The 19802-nt window shown below is 74.6% G+C and carries 14 protein-coding genes; 6 read left to right on the forward strand and 8 right to left on the reverse strand.

From position 1 onward, the window contains the following. Window positions 1–64: 64 nt before the first annotated feature. From ACF089_RS32110 to ACF089_RS32120, 3 genes are all read left to right on the forward strand, one after another. Window positions 65–1576: a hypothetical protein gene (locus tag ACF089_RS32110; protein ID WP_392034433.1), complete on the forward strand. Its 1512-nt coding sequence runs from the start codon at window positions 65–67 to the stop codon at window positions 1574–1576. Between the two features lie 101 nt (window positions 1577–1677). Further along, window positions 1678–6924, forward strand: a complete 5247-nt coding sequence (locus ACF089_RS32115) for a caspase family protein (protein WP_392034436.1) — start codon at window positions 1678–1680, stop codon at window positions 6922–6924. 64 nt (window positions 6925–6988) lie between these two features. Continuing rightward, the gene (locus ACF089_RS32120) at window positions 6989–7855 is read left to right on the forward strand and encodes a hypothetical protein (RefSeq protein ID WP_392034438.1); all 867 of its coding nucleotides are present in this window, start codon (window positions 6989–6991) and stop codon (window positions 7853–7855) included. A 54-nt stretch (window positions 7856–7909) separates the two neighbouring features. Here ACF089_RS32120 and ACF089_RS32125 read toward each other — a convergent pair whose 3' ends face one another. The 6 genes from ACF089_RS32125 to ACF089_RS32150 form a co-directional block, all read right to left on the reverse strand. After that, window positions 7910–8443, reverse strand: coding sequence for a hypothetical protein (locus ACF089_RS32125; protein WP_392034441.1), 534 nt, complete (start codon window positions 8441–8443; stop codon window positions 7910–7912). Between the two features lie 148 nt (window positions 8444–8591). Then, the gene (locus ACF089_RS32130) at window positions 8592–9830 is read right to left on the reverse strand and encodes a glycosyltransferase 87 family protein (RefSeq protein ID WP_392034443.1); all 1239 of its coding nucleotides are present in this window, start codon (window positions 9828–9830) and stop codon (window positions 8592–8594) included. A 194-nt stretch (window positions 9831–10024) separates the two neighbouring features. Continuing rightward, complete coding sequence (locus ACF089_RS32135) at window positions 10025–10576, reverse strand: hypothetical protein (RefSeq protein WP_392034446.1); 552 nt, start codon at window positions 10574–10576, stop codon at window positions 10025–10027. Continuing rightward, window positions 10566–11066 carry a SigE family RNA polymerase sigma factor gene (locus ACF089_RS32140; RefSeq protein WP_392034449.1) on the reverse strand — a complete coding sequence of 167 codons (501 nt, stop codon included), beginning with the start codon at window positions 11064–11066 and terminating at the stop codon, window positions 10566–10568. Before ACF089_RS32140 ends, ACF089_RS32135 begins: the two co-directional genes overlap by 11 nt. Window positions 11067–11254: 188 nt before the next feature. After that, entirely contained in the window at window positions 11255–12694 is a 1440-nt protein-coding gene (locus ACF089_RS32145; RefSeq protein ID WP_392034452.1) for a DUF2252 domain-containing protein, read from the reverse strand. Between the two features lie 184 nt (window positions 12695–12878). Continuing rightward, window positions 12879–13469: a lytic polysaccharide monooxygenase gene (locus ACF089_RS32150; RefSeq protein ID WP_392034455.1), complete on the reverse strand. Its 591-nt coding sequence runs from the start codon at window positions 13467–13469 to the stop codon at window positions 12879–12881. A gap of 512 nt (window positions 13470–13981) precedes the next feature. Between ACF089_RS32150 and sigK the strand changes: the two genes are divergently transcribed. The 3 genes from sigK to ACF089_RS32165 all read left to right on the forward strand — a co-directional run bounded on the left by sigK (window position 13982) and on the right by ACF089_RS32165 (window position 17188). Then, complete coding sequence (gene sigK / locus ACF089_RS32155; protein WP_392034458.1) at window positions 13982–14566, forward strand: ECF RNA polymerase sigma factor SigK; 585 nt, start codon at window positions 13982–13984, stop codon at window positions 14564–14566. Further along, window positions 14563–15312 carry an anti-sigma factor domain-containing protein gene (locus tag ACF089_RS32160; protein ID WP_392034461.1) on the forward strand — a complete coding sequence of 250 codons (750 nt, stop codon included), beginning with the start codon at window positions 14563–14565 and terminating at the stop codon, window positions 15310–15312. The genes sigK and ACF089_RS32160 overlap by 4 nt, the downstream gene beginning before the upstream one ends. Window positions 15313–15475: 163 nt before the next feature. Next, window positions 15476–17188: a sulfite oxidase gene (locus ACF089_RS32165; RefSeq protein WP_392034463.1), complete on the forward strand. Its 1713-nt coding sequence runs from the start codon at window positions 15476–15478 to the stop codon at window positions 17186–17188. Between the two features lie 35 nt (window positions 17189–17223). Here ACF089_RS32165 and ACF089_RS32170 read toward each other — a convergent pair whose 3' ends face one another. Together ACF089_RS32170 and ACF089_RS32175 are read right to left on the reverse strand one after the other, a co-directional pair. After that, on the reverse strand, window positions 17224–18198 hold the full coding sequence (locus ACF089_RS32170; protein ID WP_392034466.1) for a hypothetical protein: 975 nt from the start codon (window positions 18196–18198) through the stop codon (window positions 17224–17226). A 496-nt stretch (window positions 18199–18694) separates the two neighbouring features. Continuing rightward, the gene (locus ACF089_RS32175) at window positions 18695–19792 is read right to left on the reverse strand and encodes a DUF1152 domain-containing protein (protein ID WP_392034469.1); all 1098 of its coding nucleotides are present in this window, start codon (window positions 19790–19792) and stop codon (window positions 18695–18697) included. Between the last annotated feature and the right edge of the window lie 10 nt (window positions 19793–19802).

A 19802-nucleotide genomic window follows, 5' to 3' on the forward strand; every position in this document is an offset into this window, starting at 1 on the left:
GCCGGTCCCGGCAGGGGAGAGCAGAGCAGGACAGGACGGGAACGTCCGGACGGGAGGAACGAGGATGAGCACGCCGGCGCCGGGACCGGCGGCCGGGGGCGAGCCCCCCGCGCCGCGGTACATCCTGATCACGCAATGTCTGCAGAACGATCTGTTCCTCAATCTGGACTGCCAGTTGTCGCTCCCCGACAGCGCGGTCTCCAAACTGCTGCTGGACGCCGAGAGCGGCGACACCCTCCGTACCGAGGGCCATCGCAGAACGCTCACCCGCGCCCAGCTGGCCCGCTCGCCGCTCGCCCGGTTCCTCGACGCCACCGTCGGCTCCCGGACCCGCGGCCACGGCGACGGCCTGCTCCACCTGGTCAACATCCGCGACTGGCATGTCCCGGGAGAGGCGTACGACCTCGAACGCCGGCAGTACGGAGCCCACTGCGAGGCCCGCACCTGGGGGGCGGAGTACGTGGACGGGCTCGGCGAACTGCTGGATCCGCCGCCCCCCGAGGACGGCCGGGAGGACTGGGGCGGCCGGCTCCGGGTCCACCATGTGCTCTCCAACACGCTCTTCGACTTCCAGCACAGCGCGAGCGGCCGCCCCGAGCCCGGCGAGCGCTCCGAGCTGACCGGACTGCTCGACGGACTGCTCGCGGGCGAACTCGCCGAGACCACCCATGTCGTGGTGATCGGCGTCCTCACCGACATCAAGGTCCAGCTGCTGCTGACCGGCATCCGCTCCCGCTACAACGTCCGCCGGCTCGTCGTCTCCGAGGCGCTCACCGCCAGCCGCACCCTGGAACGCCATCTCGCCGGACTCAGCTTCTGCGAACGGGTGCTGCGCGCCGAGGTGATGACGGGACTCGCGGAGACCGCCCGCTTCCTCGGCTCCCGGCCCGACGAGGACGGCCGGCTGCCCCGGGGCGGGGCCGAGGAGTTCGCGAGCTACTCCTCGTACATCCAGGACAAACAGGGCATACTCTCGTACGAGGACGCCCGGCTGCGGGACTACCGCATCCAGGCGTCGGAACGGCTCCGCCGGGCGCAGCTCACGGTCGGCTTCGCCAGCAAGTTCCTGCTCGGCCTCGGCTCCGGGCTGCTGCTGATGGCCCTGATCCTCTCGGTGCTCAGCGTGTTCTACCCGCACCGGGTGGTCTGGCAGATCCCCGCCGTCGTCGGAGTGCTGGGCGCGGGCCAGATCGTGACGGTGTTCTTCACCCGGCCGGTCAGATCCGTCCAGGACGCCCTGGCCGAGGAGACGATCTACCGGATGATCCTGGAGAGCCGCAGCCTCAAAGTGGCCCTCGCGCGCTACCACGTCACCACCGCCGACGCCCTGCGCCGGCACACCGACCCGGACCGCCAGCTCGGCGAGCTGGAACGGCAGCTGGAGATCCTCGAACAGATCGACACCGCCGACTTCGACCGGCTCAAGGGTCTCGGAGTCACCCCCGCCCCCGCCGACGACCACCCCTCCGGCGGCGATGACCCGCCCCGGCCGGCCCGCCGCTCCCGCCGCCCCCGCCGCGGCCCGCGCGGCCGCGACCGCGGCCGGCCCGCCCCGACGGGCGGCGGCAGCGGCTGACCGGCCGTCGGTCCGCCCGGTGACCGTGTGCGCACCGCCACCGGGTCGCTACAGTCGACGACGGTCCGGGCAGACGCGTGACAGTGGGGCGGGGTTGCTGGGTGGGGCGACGATATTTCATCGGGCTGGGCAGCGGGCGCTACCGCCATCTCCCGCCCGGCGAGCAGCTGGACCGGGTGCCCGCCGACATCCGGGAGACCCGCGAGCTGTTCTCCTCCTTCGGCTACACGGCCGCGCTGCCCGGACTCGGCGAGTACGAGGGGGCCGAACAGGTCCGCCAGAAGCTGCGGCACTGGTCCGCCGACGCCGATCTCGGCGACGACGACGTCCTCGTCGTCTACTACGCGGGCCACGGCTCGGTCGAGGACCGCGACCGGCACTATCTGCTCTGCTGGGACTCCCAGGACGAGGAGCTCGCCACCACCGCCCTCGCCACGGAGGATCTCGTCCGCATCCTCTGCCGGGGCGGACTGCGGCATCTGCTGCTGATCCTCGACACCTGCGCGGGCGGCGCGGGCGGCGCGGAGGCGTCCGCGATCGCCCTCCGGTCCATCGCGTACCGGAGCACCGGCTCCGACGCCTCCACCGGCCTGTGGTTCCTCGCCGCCGCCCGCCGCAAGGACATCGCCGAGGACGGCGCGTTCGTCGCCGCCCTCACCGGGGCCGTGACGACCACCACCGGGCGCACCGGACAGCGCCAGCAGTATCTGGACCTCACCGAGCTGGTGAAGGCGGTCAACGAGCGCTTCGAGGCCGACGGCCGGGGCCAGCGCGCCGAACTCGCCGGCGGACTGATCACCGGACTCGCCCCCTTTCTCGCCAACTCCGGCTTCCGCGAAGAACTCCCGCCGCTCGGCACCGACCTCGAAGTGCAGCGCCGCGTCGCCCAACGCGACCTCACCGAACACTTCGGCCCGCGCTCGCGCGGAGTGGAGTTCGAATCCGAACAGGGCCTGTACTTCAGCGGCCGGACCGCCGTCCTCACCGAACTCGTCGCCTGGCTCACCGCCCCCGACGGCGACGGCCGGGGCCGGGTCGTCACCGGCAGCCCCGGCTGCGGGAAGTCCGCGGTGCTCGGCCGGATCGTCGCCCTCTCCGACGGCCGCTACCGGACCCGGATGGACCTCTCCGGGGCCGACGCGGACACCGTCGTCCCCGAAGGCTGTGTCACCGCCGCCGTCCACGCCCGCCACAAACGCCTCGAAGAGGTCGTCGAACGGATCGCCGCCGCCCTGGACACGGCGGCCGACGGCGCCGCCGCCCTCCTCCAGGAACTGACCCGGCGCGGCCGCCAGGGCCCGCCGCTGGTCATCGTCGTCGACGCCGTCGACGAGGCGGGCTCCGACACCGCCGCCGACTCCGGCGGTCACGGCGAACCGCGCCGCATCACCCGAGAACTGCTCCGGCCCCTGTCCGAGATCCAGGGCGTACGGCTCCTGGTGGGCACCCGCCACGAACTCGTCGCGCCCCTCGGCCCCACCTTCACCTGCCTCGACCTGGACCGGGCCGCGTACCGCGCCGGCGAGTCCGACGTCACCGGCTATGTCACCCGCGTCCTGCTCGCCGCCGAGGAGCCCGGCGTCCCCACCCCCTACCGGGACCGGCCCGAACTCGCCCGCACCGTGGCCCGCGGCGTCGCCCGCAAGGCCTCGGGCGTCTATCTGTACGCCAGGACCACCGCCCGTACGCTCCGCTCCGAACAGCGCGCCGTGGACGTCGCCCGCCGGGGCTGGGACGACGAGCTGCCCAGCGAGGTCGGCGAGGCCTTCGACGACTACCTCGCCCGCTTCGGACCCGACGAGCCCCGCGTCCGCCGGATGCTGCTCGCCCTCGCCTTCTCCGAGGGCAAGGGACTTCCGCGCGGCCGGGTCTGGACGGCGCTCAGCTCGGTGATCTCCGGAGTGCCCTGCACCGAGGAGGACGTCTCCTGGGTGCTGGACGTCGGCGAGGCGTACATCGCCGAGGTCATCGACGACGACCGCCGCTCGGCGTACCGGCTCTACCACAAGGCGCTCGCCGAACATCTGCGCGCCAGTGCCGACCGTCCGGAGGCCGACATCCAGCACTCCGTCGTCGAGGCCCTGCGCTCCCTGGTCCCCGAGACCCCGGACGGCCGCCCCGACTGGTTCGCCGCCGTGCCCTACATCCGGCTCTATCTCGCGACCCACGCCGCGGCGGCCGGCGGACTCACCGCCCTCGTCGAGGACCCCGGCTTCCTGCTCGCCGCCGAACCGCTCGCCCTGCTGCGGGCCTTCGTCACCGTCGAGGGCGAGGAGCCCCGCCGTATCCGCGGCTCGTACGAACAAGTCGCGCACCGCCTCACCGCCGACCGCTCGCTCGGGGAGCGCGCCGCAGACCTCCAGCTCTCCGCCCGCCGCTGCGCCGCCGACGGGCTCGCGGACCGGATCTCCGGCCTCGCCGTCGCCCTGCCGTGGACGGCGCGCTGGGCCTGGTGGTCGACGAGCGGGGTGCACCGGCTGCTCAGCGGGCACGGCAGGTCCGTTCGCTGCGTCGCCACCGGCGATCTGGACGGCCGCCCGATCGCGGTGACCGGCGGCGCCGACGGCACCGCCCGGGTGTGGGACCTCGCCTCGCAGCGGCAGATCGGCGATCCGCTGACGGTCGGCATCGGGGTGGGCGCGGTCGCCGTCGGCGAGCTGGGCGACTACACGGTCGCCCTCACCGGCGCGCTGGACGGCACGGTCCGGGTCTGGGACCTCTCCGCGGGCCAGGAGTACGGCGAGCCGCTCACCGGGCACACCAACAACGTCACCGCCATGGTGATCGGCGCGGTGGAGGGCCGGCCCGTGGTGCTGACCGGCAGCGCCGACGGCACGGCCCGGATCTGGGACCTGACCACCCGGCGGCAGCTGGGCGGCGAGCTGAGCGCCCACCGGCGCACCGTCCTCGACGTCGATCTCGGCGAGCTGGACGGGCGCCCCACCGCGGTCACCGGCGGCACCGACAAGGCCGTCCACGTCTGGGACCTGAGCGAGGTGTTCCACGGCGGGGACGCCCGGTCCGACGGCAGCCCGCTGATCGGCCCGGCGGAGTCGGTGACGGCGGTGAGCCTCGTCCGGGTCGACGGGCGGACCGTCGCCCTGGTCGGCGACAAGTCCGGCATGCTCAGCCGCTGGGACCTCGGCGAGCGCCGTCAGCTCGGCGAGCCGGTCGCGGCCCATGTCTACGGGTTCGGCAGCGGGGTCCGCTCGCTGGCGACCGGGGTGTTCAAGGGCCGGCCCGTGGCGCTGACCTGCGGACGCCTGGACGTCCGGCTCTGGGATCTGCGCAGCCTCCAGCAGCTGGGACAGCCCTTGCGCGGCCATGTCTCGGAGATCACGGCGGCGGCGCTCACCGACCGTTCCGACGCCGCGCTGGCGGTCACCGTCGGCGAGGACCGCACCGCCAGGATCTGGGATCTGACCGCCGATCAGCCCGAGGCCGGTCACACCCGGCCGGTCGGCGCGCTGGCCTACGGGGAGACGGAGGGCCGTTCCGTCGTGGTCACGGGGGCGGAGGACGGCACCGCCCGGCTGTGGGACCTGGCGACCCGGGAGCAGCTCGCCGCGCCGATGGAAGGCCACTCGGGACCGGTCCTGGCCGTGGCCATGACCACGGTCAACGGCCGGGCCACGGTCGCGACGGGCGGTTCCGACACGAGCGTACGGCTCTGGGACCCGCTCCGGGGCGGGGAGGCCGAGCTGCTGTTGGAGGGGCACACCAACACGGTGCGGTGCGTCGCCTTCGGCGCGCTGGACGGCCGGCCCGTGGTGGTCAGCGGCGGCGAGGACGGCACGGTCCGGATCTGGGACGCGGTCACCGGGGCCCTGCGGGGCGTTCCGCTGGTGGGGCATGTCGGAGCCGTCCGCCATCTCGCCGTGCGCGGCGCCGGACCCGTGCTGGAGATCGTCCTGGCCACCTCGCTCGACCACGCGTACGTCTGGCGGGTGGGAGGGGCCGGGTCCCCGTGGCCGCTCCGGCCGCGGGGGCACTTCCCCGTGGAGGACATCACCCCCATGGCGCGGGCGGTGGGGGTGGCCTTCCACGGCACGCGTCCGGTGGTGCTGTCCGTCTTCGACGGGCAGCGGCTCCACGCGCACGACGTGATGACCGGCGCGGAGTCGGCCGGGCCGTTCCTGGGGCACACCGGCCGTGTCCTCGTCGCCGCCCTCGGGCGGGTCGGCCGCCGTGAGGTGGCGGTGTCGACCGCCCGCGACGACACCGCCCGGATCTGGGATCTGCGGACGGGGCGGCCCCTGGGCCCGCCGCTGGAGGGGCTCCATCTGCTGAGCGGTCCGGAGGTGTTCCGGTCGGCCCCGGTGTTCGGGCGCGCGGGCGGGGCCGCTGTGGCCGTCATCGCCAACAGCAAGGACGTTCTGGTCTGGGACGCGGACACGATGCTGCCCGTGGGGGAGCCGCTGTGCGGGAGGGAACAGGAGCTGGTCTCGGCGGACATCGTCCGGGACGGGGCCGGGCGGGCGGTCGTCGTCACGGGGGGCGGCAACGGCATCGTACGGACCCACGATCTGCGCGGCGGGCGTCAGACGGCCTCCCAGATTCCCTCGCCCGCGCAGCTGGTGTACCACATGACGGCCGCCCGGGCGGGCGACGACACCCTGCTGGTGCGCAGCGCCTGGGAGCGGGTCGAGGTCTGGAGCCTGACCCTCCGGCGGCGGCTCGTCCGGCGCTCCGGCCTCTCGACGCGGGCCGCCCTGCACACGATGGACGGCCGGGCCGTGGTGGTGTCGGCGGAGCGGGACTCCGTGCTGCACGCGTGGGACGCGCACACCCAGACCCCGGTGTGTCCGCCGATGACCGGTCACACCGCCGAGGTGACGAACCTGCGGACGGCGGTGACCGCGTCCGGCGCGCATCTCGTGGCGAGCGCCTCCGTCGACGGCACGGTCCAGCTCTGGGACCTGCGGACCGGCGAACCCTTCGACGAACCGCTCGGCGGTCACGCGATGGGGGCCTACGGCCTGGAGATCGGAGTGCTGGACGGCCGGGAGACCGTGATCACCGGGGCCGGGGACGGCCGGGTGAGATTCCGGGACCTCGTCGACGGCCATGACCTCGGGGTGGAGCTGGAGCCCTTCCCCGCCACCGCCCGCACGATCCGCCTCACCCGTATCGGCGGGGCTCCCGTCGTCGTCGCGGCCGACCGGTACGGGCTGCTGCGGGTGTGGGACACCCACTCCCCGTCCTGGACGGCCGAGGCCGACATCGGCAGCGGCATCGTCGATCTCTCGGCCGACGACGAGGGGCACGTCAGCGTCGCGACCGACATGGGGGCGGTCGTGCTCCGGCTCGACCTCGTCGTACCCGCGAAGGGGGCGGAACCCCGGTGAGCCGTGTCGTGCCCGGCGCGGGCCCGTTCAGCCGTCCTGTACTCGCCGAAGGAGAGGAGATCCGATGAGCCGTGTCGTGCTCGTCCATGGGATAGCCCAGGAGACCAAGGGGCCCGAGACCCTGCTCGACGCCTGGTGTCCGGCGCTCGCCGACGGGCTGTCGCTGGCGGCCCCGGACGGTCCCCGGCTCGCGCGGGAGGAGGTCTCCATGGCGTTCTACGGGGATCTCTTCCGCCCGGCCGGGCACCGGGGTCTCGGCGTCCCCGAGCTGGACGCCTCCGACGTCCGGGAGGGGCTGGAGTCCGAACTGCTGCTGAGCTGGTGGGAGTCGGCGGCCCGGGAGGAGAGCCGGGTCGCGGGCCCGGGGGCGGCGGCCAGGCTGCGGACGCCCCGGCTGGTCCAGCGGGCCCTGGACGCCCTCAGCCACTCCGCGTTCTTCGCCGGGTTCGGCGAGCGTCTGATGATCTCCAGCGCCCGTCAGGTGCGCCGCTACTTCACCGAGCCCGCGATCCGCGCGGCCGTCCGGGAGCGGTTCACCGCGTGTCTGGGGGACGAGACCCAGGTGGTCGTCGCCCACTCGCTCGGCTCGGTCGTGGCGTACGAGGCGCTCCGCGCCCGCCCCGCGGGGTCCGGAAGCGTCGCCCTGGTGACCCTCGGCTCACCGCTGGGCGTGCGGAATCTGGTCTTCGACCGGCTGGAGCCGCCGCCCGGGGGCGGATCGGGACCCTGGCCGCCGCCGGTGCGGCGCTGGGTCAACATCGCCGACCGGGGCGATGTGGTGGCCCTCGCGAAGGAGCTGGCCCCGCTCTTCGGCGACCGTGTCCGCGATGTGCTGGTGCACAACGGGGCCAGGGCCCATGACGTACGGCCCTACCTCACGGCCCGGGAGACCGGCGCGGCCCTCGCCGAGGCGCTGGCCGAGGGCCGGTGACGTGTGCCGGCGACGTGTCCCCGGAGCGGGCCGGGCGGCCCGCCGGGGCCGGGGCTACTCCGTACCGGTCGCGCCGTCGGCGTCTTCCTCGAACCGCGCGTCCAGCACCGCGTCGAGCCGCTCGGCCCAGGTCTTGAGGTCGCTGCGGGACGGGGCCTCGACGTCGTTCTGGAACCAGCGCTGGCCGGAGGTGTAGACGGTGACGTTGAAGCGCCGCGCGAATCTCGGGGTGTCGAACTCGACGGCCTTGATCTCGTCCCAGCCGAACCGGGCCTCCTCGGTGTCCAGCCGGAAGGTGATCCCCGACTGGTCCGCGACGATCGCGCCGCGCCGGTCCGACACCTCGAAGACGGGGCGGCCGTCGGGCTCCGGGGGCTCCTCCGCCCCGTCCGGGGCGGGCTCCTCCCCGGCGGGCGGCTCGGGCGCGCGGTCCTCGGGGACATGGTCCTCGGGCGGCGCTTCCGGGGCCGTGTCCTCGCGCTTCTCCGCCTCGGCGGGGCGCGAGGGCATCAGCCCGGGGATGAACGCCGGGTCGACGCCGGCCGCGTGCGTCGGCGGGATGCTCGGTCCTATGTGCTTCTGCTCCACGGCGAGCAGTATGGCGGACAAAGCTGTGCCGGCAACCGCCGGGCGGCCCGGAACCTGCGAGTCCGCGTAAAAACGCCCCTGTTCGACACCGTTCGAGCCACTGTCCGGCCCATCGGCGGGCGCGTCCCGGGGCCGGTCCGGGGCCCGGTCAGATGGCGTACCGCCACGTGGTGAGCATATGGGCGCCGTACCAGCTGCCGAAGAGGGTCGCCGCCGTCAGAACGGCGACCACGCTGCGATCGCGCGACCTGGCCAGGGACTGGGCGAGGGGCACGAGGAAGAGCACGGCGGGGATCAGCAGCCGGAGTTTGGAGTGGTAGAAGTTGCTCTGCCCCAGGGTGAGCACGAGCACGGTGGTGCCGTACACGAGCAGCGGGGGCCAGGCGTCGCGCCGCCAGGCGAGGACGGTGGCGAAGACGGCGGCGAGCAGCAGCACGGCGGTGCTGAGGGGGACCCAGTCGTCGTTGCGGAGGAACGCGCCGCCCAGGAAGTCGACGAAGGACGCGCCGAAGTCCCAGTGGGTGCCCCAGCCCGCCTCCTGGATCTCGAACCAGGCGTTGAGCTGGCCGGAGCGGTTCCCCACCCAGGCGAGATAGGCGGGGGTGCCCGCGCAGGCCAGGACGACGGCGGTGACGGGACGCCAGGCCGGGCGGCCGACCCGGCGGATCTCCAGGAGGGCCGCGCAGACCAGGGCGAGCACCAGGGCGAAGGCGGCGGGCCGGGTGAGCCCCGCGAGCAGGGCGATCACCCCGGCGGTCAGCCAGGCGCGCCGGTGGGCCGCGAGCAGGGAGCCCGCCGCCAGGGCGAGGAACAGCGCCTCGCTGTAGGCCATGAGGAAGGTCAGGGCCATGGGCTGGGCCCCCGCCAGCAGGACGACGGCGACGGTGGCGGTGCGCGGGCCGTACAGCCGGATCAGCAGCCGGTGTACGGCGAAGAGCGCCGCCAGCAGGGAGAGGTGGGCGACGACGAGGGCGGCGGTGCCGGTGTCGACGCCGGTCAGCCGGTGCAGAGACCGCGCGAGCAGCGGGAAGAGCGGGAAGAAGGCGAGGTTGTTGCCGCTCAGCTCGCCGTTCTCCTGGTAGGTGAAGCCGGCCGGGTAGCCGTCCTCGGCTATGGATATGTAGAGCAGCGCGTCCCAGGCCAGCAGCCGTTCCCGGACGCTCGGGCCGTGCGGCGCGGTCATCGCGGCGAGGATCGCCAGATGGACGGCCGTGCTCACGGCGTAGACCGCGGTCACGGTCCACGCGGTACGGGCGAGGCCGGTGTGCCGCGCCCGCCGCGCGCCGGACAGCGGCCGGACGGCGGCCGGGCGCGGGGCCCCGGGTCCGGCCCGCCGCTGCCGCCCGGCGGCGGTCGGGCGGACGTCGGTCTGCGTGTGGTCGGCCATCGGCTCCTCGCAAGGTCAGGTTCTTCCGGCCTTACGCGGGGGAGCGGGGACGGGGTTGACATATGAGACGCGTGTCACATCGGTTACGGGTCCCATCGACTACGGGCTCATCGGCTACGGGCCCCATCGACTACGGGCCCCATCGACTACGGGCGCCATCGGTCACGGGTCCCCTCGGTCACGGGTCCCCTCGGTCACGGGGGAGGGCTCTCCACCGGGGCCTGCGCCGGGGGCGGGCCGCCGGGGATCCCGTCGGCGGCCCCGGCGCCGGTCGTGGTTCTCGGCGCGGCGCCGGTCGCGGGTCCGTTCGCGGGGCCTGTCGCGGTCTCGGGCCCGTTCGGCGGGCGCGGCGGTCCCGCCGTCCGCGCCCCGGTCCCGCTCCGCCCCCCGTCCGGGCGCGTCCCGCTCGCCTCGGGCGTGGCGGTCGGACGGGGCGGACCGCTCCGTGAGGGGAGCACCTGGGACGCGCTGGGACGCGGACCGCTCTCGGTGGCGCTCTCCGTGACGGGGACGCTCGCGGGCGACGACGGCGGTACGGGATCCGATGCGCCGCCCGTGACCAGCAGCACCGCCAGGGAGGCCGCCGCGCACAGCACGCCCGCCCCGGACACGGCCAGCGCCCTGCGCCGCCGCCCGCGCGCTCTCGCGGTGATCGCCGGCAGTCCCGGGGCGCGGGTCCGCTCCGCGGCCCGGTCGGCGACCCGCCGCAGCTCGGCCGCCATCCGGTTGTCGAGGTCAGACTTCACTGCTCTCCCCTGAGTGCGAAGGGTGGTCGAGGAAATCGGCGAGCTTGGCGCGGGCCCGGGAGAGATGGGTCTTGACGGTGCCGGTGGAGAGCCGGGTCTCGGCCGCGACCTGCTCCACGGACAGATCGCACACGTAGAAGAGCGCGGCGCACTGCCGCTGCCGGGCCGGCATCCGGCGCAGCGCCCGCTCCACATCGACCATGCCCGGCTCCGGCCCGCCGCTCGCCACCGGGTCGGTACGCCTGCTCCACGCGCGCTGCCCCCGCACCACGCGCCGCCACCGGCTCACCGCGAGCCGCCAGGCCACGGTGCGCACCCATGCCTCGGGCCCGAGATCCCGCTCCAGCTGCCCGCGCCGGCCCCAGGCCCGGACGAAGGCCTCCTGGACCACGTCCTGGGCCTCGTGGAAATCGCCGGTCATGACATAGAGCTGGCCCGTGAGGCGGTGGACCGATCGCGTGTAGAACTCGGCGAACTCCTCCTCGGTCAAACGTCGGCTCTCCTCGCAGATGCATCAGGTACGCAGGAGACGCTACGCCCGGCGGCCCCGTACCGGTTGACCTGCTGTGATGCGGATCACGCGGGAGGGGGTGCGGGCCGGGTGCGAGGGGTGCGGGAGCCGCGCGCGCGGGGGAGGCGGGGCGTCCCCGTACCGGCGGCCCTCCCCGTACCGGCCGCTCACTCGGCCGGCGACGCGGTCACCCGGCCCGATTCCGCGGCGGCCAGCAGCGCCGCGTGGTCGCGCTCGTTCTGGTCGGCGTAGCTCTCGGCGAACGCGGCCAGCGCGCGGTCGAAGGAGTCGCCGGAGCCGAGATAGGCCGCCATCGCGATCCGGTCGCCGGAGCGGGCGTGGGCGCGGGCCAGGGTCGCTCCGCAGAGTTCGCCGAAGACCCGCATCCCCTTGGGGACCATGTCCGCCGGGTCGAGGATGCCCTTCCAGTCGTGGAGCTGGCGTACGTAGAAGTCCCGGCGCAGACTGTCGAGCCCCCTGACCCGGTCCCAGCCGAGGAACACATCGCCGACGGCCTGCATCAGCCGCTGCCCGGCGACCACCCGCTGCCCCTGGTTCTCGTACGCGCTCTCGCCGGCGTGCGCGGCGAGCACCGAGTGGTCCGCCTCCTTGGCCTGGAGGATCAGCGGGTCCTCGTCGTCCTTGCCGAGCAGCAGCAGGATCCAGCAGCGGGTGCCGACGCTGCCCACGCCCACCACCTTGCGGGCGATGTCGACCACGCGGTACTCCCGGAGCAGGTGCCGGCGCTCCGTGGACAGGCTCCGGGCGTAGCGCTCGACGAGTCCGTGCAGCTCACGGGCGTAACGATGCCGTTCCGCGCCCTCCAGCAGATCCTCCAGCGGCACGATCAGCGGCGGGTCGGGCGCGAACCGGCGTTCGCCGCCGACCAGGTGGGTGAGCTTCTCGAACGCCTGGAGGCTGTCGCGGGTACGGGCCTTCGCCATGGCCTTGGCGACCCGGGAGCGCCCCCGCGCGCCGAGCCGGTCGTCCGTGATCGAGCGCAGCTGCTCCATGTCGGCGCGGTCGTACCAGACCTCCAGATTCCCCATCCCGGCGTAGGTCCGCATCCGCTCGCGGTACGACCGCACGGCGGCGCGGACGATGCCGTTCCGCTCCTTCGCCGTGCAGCCGTTCTCCCGTCCGGCGATGACGAAGCTGGTGGCGAGGCGTTTGACGTCCCACTCCCAGGGGCCGGGCAGGGTCTCGTCGAAGTCGTTGATGTCGAAGACGAGCCGTCGCTCGGGGGAGCCGAGGAGCCGGAAGTTCATCAGGTGGGCGTCCCCGCACAGCTGCGCGGTCAGGCCGGAGGCCGGCGTCGAGGCGGCCAGATCCCCGGCCATGATCGCCGCCGCGCCCCGATAGAAGCGGAACGGCGACTCTGACATCCGGGCGTAGCGGATGGGGACCAGCTCCGGCACCCGGGCGGCGGACTGTTCCTCGATCACGTCGATCGGGTCGGGCCGCTGTGCGGCGGGAGCGAACTCCGCGTGGGCCGACCTCGGCGTCGCCCTGCGCGCCGCCCGGCCGAGGTCCGCGCGCTCCCGGGGCGTCGGGTGCGGCGGTCGCCGCCGGGCCCGCCCGGCGGCGGTCGTACTGTCCCTGGCCATGGCGTGCACCTCCGTGGGGGGAGGGCCGCCGGGCCCGGTGGTCCCGCCGCCCCGTGCGTCCATTATCCGGGGGCGGGGCCGGGGACCGCATCCCGGCCGGGGCCGGGGCGAGGGGGGCCGGGCCCGGGTCCGCGCGTGGGGGGCCGTGCCCCGGCCGGGGCCGGGACACGGTCCGCGCTTCGGCTCAGAAGCGCACGTCGGAGCAGGCGTAGAAGGCGTTCTCGGTGTTGGACACATTCCAGACGCCGAGGATCAGATGCCTGCCGGACTTCTGCGGCAGGGTGCCGGAGTGGCTCACGGTGGCGTCCGGCTGGGCGCCGCCGAACGGCACGGTCAGGAAGGGCTGCGGCTCCAGGTCGGCACGGGTCAGCCGCTTGGAGGGGTCGTAGCCGTCCTTGGTGATGTAGTAGCGGAAGTCGGACGTGTTGTGCCGGGCGGTGAACCGCCAGGTGAAGGTGTGGCTCTGGCCCGAGGAGAGCTTGGTGGTGGGCCAGGCGCCGCCGCGCGGGTCGTCCAGCTCACCGAAGCGTCCGTTGCCGCCGGCGCAGATCGCGCCGTCGGCGGGACCGCGCCCGGGGAAGCCCTTGGGCCCCTCGACGCTCTGCGGCTCCCATCTGATCTGCCCGCAGTTGCTGACCGTGCCCTTGCCGCAGAGCTGCTGACGGCTGATCGGGGAGTCGACGTAGCCGTGACTCTGAGCGCTGGAGGAGGTGGCGAGGACGGAGGCGGCGGCGATGCCGAGGCCGAGCAGGGATGAGGTGATCTTTCTGCGCATGCTTCGCTCCTGGGTTGGGGTGGGGGGAGTGCCAGGCTGGCGCAGTCTTGGTCTAGACCAAGTTCAAGGCTAGACCGGACATCATGGTCATGTCCATACCAATGCACGAGCAACCGGCCCGTACGGTCGACGGGGCCGAACTCACCCACGGGTGACGGCACTTGGGCCCGGTGCGGCGCGGGCCCGTACCTGTCGCCGGCGGCCGCGCCCGGACGCGCCCGGCCAGGGCCCAGCCCGGGGCGAGACGCGGTGCATCCGATCGGGGGCCCCCGCCCGAAGAGGCTCGCCCGGAGGGGTTCGGAGAAGTCCCCGATCCTCGAGGGCGAGAGCCGCGGAGGCGGGGGCGCGGCGAGGAAGACCGGGAGCGAGGCCCGGCGGGGAACCCCGGCGGGGAGACCCGGCGGAGAGGCCCGGGAAAGAGGCCCGGGAAAAGAGGGCGTCGCCGCCCATCCATGCCCCGGCCCGCTCCGAATCCCCCGTGACCGTCCCATTCGTCTGGAGAGGAGCGCCGCGTGCCAGAAGCGGTCCACATCGGCAGGAACCCCGCGACCGGCCCTGATCTGGAAGAGCTGATGAGCCGGGTCGCCAAGGGCGATCAGCAGGCCTTCGCCGCCCTCTACGACGCCGTGTCCGGCCCCGTGCTCGGGGTGGCGCGCAGCGTGCTGCGCGACCTCGCCCAGTCCGAGGAAGTCGCCCAGGAAGTGCTGACCGAGGCGTGGCGGACCGCCGCGCGCTACCGCTCCGACCGGGGGACGGTCATGAACTGGGTGCTCACCCTCGCCCACCGGCGGGCCGTCGACCGGGTGCGCTCGGCCCACGCGGCCGCCGCGCGCGACGAGAAGGCGGCCAGGCTCGGCCGTACACCCGCGTACGACCAGGTCCAGGAGGAGGTGGAGACGCGGCTGGAGCGGGAGCAGGTGCGGCGCTGTCTGCGGACGCTCACCGAACTCCAGCGGGAGTCCCTGACCCTGGCCTACTACCGGGGGCTGACGTATCGCGAGGTCGCCGACATGCTGGCGACCCCGCTCGGCACGGTCAAGACGCGGCTGCGCGACGGCCTTATCCGGCTCCGCGACTGCCTGGGGGTGAGCGTATGACCGCCGTGGACGTCCACACGCTGTCGGGCGCGTATGTGCTGCACGCGCTCCCCGACGACGAACGCGCCGCCTTCGAACGCCATCTGTCCTCCTGCGCCGCCTGCGCCCAGGAGACCCGGGAGCTGGGCACCGTCGCCGCCCGGCTGGGCCTCGCGCTCGCGGTGACCCCGCCGCCCGGTCTCAAGGAGGCCGTGATGCGCCGGATCGGCACGGTCCGGCAGGAGAATCCGCGTACCGCCTCGATCCAGCGGGTCGCCGCGCGGCCCTTCCGGGGCCGGGGGCTCGCCCGGTGGGCCATGGCGGCCTGTCTCGCGGTCGCCGCCGGGCTCGGCGGCACCGCCGTGTGGCAGCACCAGGAGGCCGGACGGGCCGAGGACCGGGCCCGCGCGGCCCGTGTCCAGCTGGACCGGGTCGCGTCGGTGCTGGGAGCGCCGGACGCGAAGGTCCGCACGGTCGCCCTCCCCGGCGGCGCGGGCGGCACGGTCGTCGTCTCGCGCGAGCGGGACCGGGCCGTGTTCGCGACGGAGGGGATGGCCCGGCCGCCCGCCGGCAAGGTCTACCAGCTCTGGTACGAGGAGGGCGGGGCGATGCGGCCCGCGGGCCTGATGGACCCGGGCCGCACCTCGGAGGCGGTGCTCATGGCCGGACGGCTCGGCGGGGCGAAGGGCATGGGCATCACGCTGGAGCCGGCCGGGGGTTCGCCCCTGCCGACCTCCGCGCCGCTGGCGGCCGTCGCGTTCGGTTGACGGCTGACGGCTGACGACTGCGGCTGGCGGCTGCCGGTTAACGGTTGACGACTGTGGTTGACGGTTGACGGTTGTCGGCTGACCGCTCGGCGTGGGGCCGGTCCGGTGGGGAGCGCGTGCCCGCCGGACCAATCCGTACCGGCCCCGGCGCCGGATTCCCCGTGTGAACCGGAACCGGAACCAGCAGCGGAAGGACCGCCGGCCCCCAGGCGGTCGGCGGCGCGTCGCGGCGGGCGCTCTCTCCGGAGTGCTCGCCGCCTATCTGTCGCTGGCGGTGGCCGAGCTGGTGTCGGCGGCCGTGCGGCCCGAGTCCGGCCCGGTGATCGCGGTGGGCGGCGCGGCCGTCGACCGGACGCCCGCGCCGCTCAAGGACTGGGCGATCCGCACCTTCGGAGCCAACGACAAACTGGTGCTCCTGGCGGGCATTCTGACCGTTCTCGTCCTCTTCGCGCTGGCGCTCGGCGCGTTCGCGTCCCGGCGGCGGCGCGCGGGCGCCGCCGGAGTGCTGCTGTTCGGCGCGGTCGGCGCCCTCGCGGCGACGGGCCGCCCGGACTCCACCGGCTTCCTGGACGCCCTGCCGTCCCTGGCCGGGGGGCTGGCGGGGGCGGCTCTGCTGTATTTCCTGACGGGACGACTGCCGGGGGCGTCCGGGGCTCTTGGGGACGGTGCGGGCGGTACAGGTGGTGTTACAGGCAGTACGGGCGATGCGGGCGATGCGGGCGGTACGGGCGGCTTGAGCGGTCCGGAGCCCGGGGAGGGACGGGAGTCCCCGGACCTCGCACCCGGCTGGAACCGGCGCGGCTTCGTGCTCGCGGCGACGACCGCGGCCGCCGCCTCCACGGCGGCGGGAGGGCTGGGCCGCTCCCTCAACGGCTCACGCGGCCGGGACGCGGCCGCCTCCCGCGCGCGGATCGCCCTGCCGGGCCCGGCGTCCGCGGCCGTTCCCACACCGGCGGACGCCCGATTGCGCGTGCCCGGGATCACCCCTTTCATCACCCCGAACAAGGACTTCTACCGCGTCGACACGGCCCTCGTGGTCCCGAGGGTCGACGCCTCGCGCTGGCGGCTGCGCATCCACGGCGAGGGCGTCACCCGACCGCTCACGCTCACCTACGACGACCTGCTGCGACGGGAGCTGATCGAACGCCACATCACGCTGACCTGCGTCTCGAACGAGGTCGGCGGCCCGTACGCGGGCAATGCCCGCTGGATCGGCGTACGGCTGTCGGAACTGCTCAGGGAGTGCGGCGTGCGCCCGCCGTCCCGGGGCGGCCCGGCCGACCAGCTGGTGGCCCGCTCGGTCGACGGGATGACCATCGGCAGCCCGGTGGAGGAGCTGATGGACGGGCGGGACGCGCTGCTGGCCCTGGGCATGAACGGCGAGCCGCTGCCGTTCACGCACGGTTTCCCGGTCCGGATGGTGGTGCCGGGGCTGTACGGCTACGTCTCCGCGTGCAAGTGGATTCGCGAGCTGGAGCTGACCCGCTTCGCGGCGTACGACCCGTACTGGGTGAAGCGCGGCTGGGCCCGCGAGGCGCCCGTCAAGACACAGTCCCGGATCGACACCCCGAAGCCCTTCGCCCGGCCGGCGGCGGGCACGGTGATGATCGCCGGGGTGGCCTGGGCGCAGCGCCGGGGCGTCGAGCGGGTCGAGGTCCGGATCGACGAGGGCCCGTGGCGGCCCGCCGTCCTCGCCGCGCAGGACACCCGTGACACCTGGCGGCACTGGTCGCTGCCGTGGCGGGCGACTCCCGGTCCGCACACCCTCACCGTCCGCGCCACCGACGGCACGGGGGAGGTCCAGACGGCGGAACGGACCCGTACGGTCCCCGACGGGGCGAGCGGCCGGCACTCGGTGGTCGTCACCGTCGACTGAGGGACGCCGGCCGGGGCGGTCCCGGGGTTGTTGGATCACCCGGGGGTGTCGGGGCGCGCCGGACGGGAGGCGCGGGCGCGCAGGAAGACGGCGGTGACGGCGGCGGCGACCGCGACGGCCAGGGCGGCCAGGTCGGTGAGGGTCGTCGCGTCCGGTGAGACGACGGACTGGGCGCGGTGGGCCTGCCAGGCGAGGACGAGGGCGAGCCCGAGGAAGGCGGCCGCGGCGATCCACACGAGGGCGGTGCGGTGGCGCGGGCCGAGGCTCCGGGGTCCGAGGGTGAGGAGCAGGCCGAGCAGACAGAGGGCCTGGAGCGCGTGGACGCCGACGAAGTGGGCGACGCGCAGATCCCCGGCGTCGGTGCTGAAGTTCGTGACGGGCATCCCCGGTCCGCCGTCGGCCCGGCCGACGCTGTGGGCCCCGATGACCGGCATGCTCCCGCTGAGGTCGGCGGCGGTCTCCTGCGCCGGCGTGGGGGTGATCATCAGGGTCCCGAGGGTCATGCCGACGACCGTGAGCGCGAGTCCCAGCCGCAGCGCCCAGGCGAGGGCGGGCGGTTCGACCCGCTGGACCAGCAGCAGCCCGATGGTGAGCAGGGTCATCACGCCGACCACGGAGATGATGACCAGCATGGTGATGGTCAGTCCGGTGGAGGCGGAGCTGCCGTGGTTGTAGTGGCTGATCCGGCCGGCCGCGGCCGATCCGAAGACCCAGAGCACCTCGGCGACCACGCCGACGGCGGTGGTCCAGGATATCACGCGGACGAGCCGGCGGTGACCCCGTACGAAGGTGAGCAGCCAGAGAAGGGTGACGTCGTAGAGGGCGAAGGAGAAGGCGAACCGGGCGGGTTTGGCCCAGACGGGCTGTCCGGTCAGCTCGCTCGGGTCCACGAAAGTCGCCACGAGGGTCGCCAGGGAGAGCAGGCCCAGGAACCCACCGGCCCCGGCCGGCGGCGGGTTGACCGCCCACGCCCTCCGCGGCAGACCTCGCGGCCCGGATGCCTCCACCACGGCTCCACCGTCCCTCGGCAACGAAACCCCTCCCGCCCCAAGGTCCCCCCAAACCCCTCCACCCCCCTCACCCCCCACTCACCCCCTCGAACCCCACCCCTCCCCCACCCAGCCCACCACCCCCTCCCACCCCCTCCCACCCCTGCCCGGCGACCTCCGCTCCGCCCGCCACTGTCCAGCTCCCCCCGACCCACCCAGCCCGTCCAATCCCCTCCAGCCCGTCCGGCGTTTGAGGACGGCCCCGGGTCCTGGGTGGCCTGTGCTGTACGGGTTCGTTCACCTGGAACCGGTCGGTGCGGGCGTCCCGACCTGGCCGGGGTCCGATCCCTTCCAGCCCGTCCGGCGTTTGAGGACGGCCCCGCGCCCCGGGCGGCCCGCGCTGCACCTGGCCGTACACCTGGAACCGGCAGGCCCCCGCCGCACCACCACACCGCCCGCACACCCCCACGAAGCGGCAGCTCACCCCCATCGCCGCCGCAGCACCCCACACCCGCTCTCAGGCCGCCGCCGGAATGTGCCACAGCGGCGGCGGCTCGCACTGCTCCGGCCGGGCGGCGATCAGCAGGGCCCTGAGGTCCTCGTGGGCCGCGCCGCTCAGGCCGAGGGCGTCGCCGAGGCGGCGGAAGGTGGTGTGGCTGATTCCCCGGCCGCGGGCGAGGTGCTCGTACGCGGCGACCCGGGCGAGCGCGGTGTCCGGGTCGAGTCCGCGTCCTGGCCGGTCGCTGAGCCGGAGGGCTCTGCCTCGTTCACGGTCGATTTCGGAGCAGCCGCAGATGTCGCGGCAGAGCTGTTCGGCCTCGGCGAGAGTCGTGGTGGAGGCGAGGGCGCGGGCGAGCCGGCTGCGGCCCAGGGCGTCGGGGAGGGGTACTTCGTGGACGGTGGGGCCCTCGTCGGTGAGGGGCACGGGCGGGCCGGCCTCCCGGGCCTCGCAGAGTCCGCGCACATCGCGCGCACAGGCCGCCAGCATCGCGGCGGCCTCGTCGGGATGCCACTCCAGGACGTCGGCGACCGGCTGGACATGCTCGGCGGTCAGGGTGAGGACGTTCCGGCCGAGAAGCCCGCGCAGCTCCCCGGCGGGCAGTTCGCCGTCCAGACCGGGCCCGGCGATCAGCAGCCGTACGCGGGCTCGGGCTCGGCCGCACGCGGCGAGGGCGAGGGCGCCGGCGAGCGGGAACCGGAGGCCGGGTTCGCCGCCCCGGGCGAGGACGCCGCCGCCGACGTTCAGCAGGTCGATCGACTCCGGCGCCAGCAGCCGGACCAGCTCGTCGATCTGGCGGGCGACGCCCCGCGCGCCGTGGCGCGGATCGATCAGGGCGAGGGTCTGGGGGAGTGTTCGGGCCAGCCGGGGGAGCGTGGACACGGCGGGCGGGACGGTCTCGGTCCCGGCGGGGAGCGCGAAGACCCGGGGCGTCAGCGGCCGCAGCCCGGTGAAGTCGTCGGCCCCTCGGGGGCCGGGCACGGGGCCGAGCCGCGGCCGGTCCCACGCGTACGTGAGGATCACGGCCGGGCGCTCACCCCCGTACAGCGCGGCGTCCACCATCGCGCCGGCGACGGCGTCTCCCTCGCCCCCGGCCGCCACGATCAACCGCACCACACTGCCAGCG

The organism is Streptomyces sp. NPDC014894 (assembly GCF_043080985.1).
GTDB lineage: Bacteria > Actinomycetota > Actinomycetes > Streptomycetales > Streptomycetaceae > Streptomyces.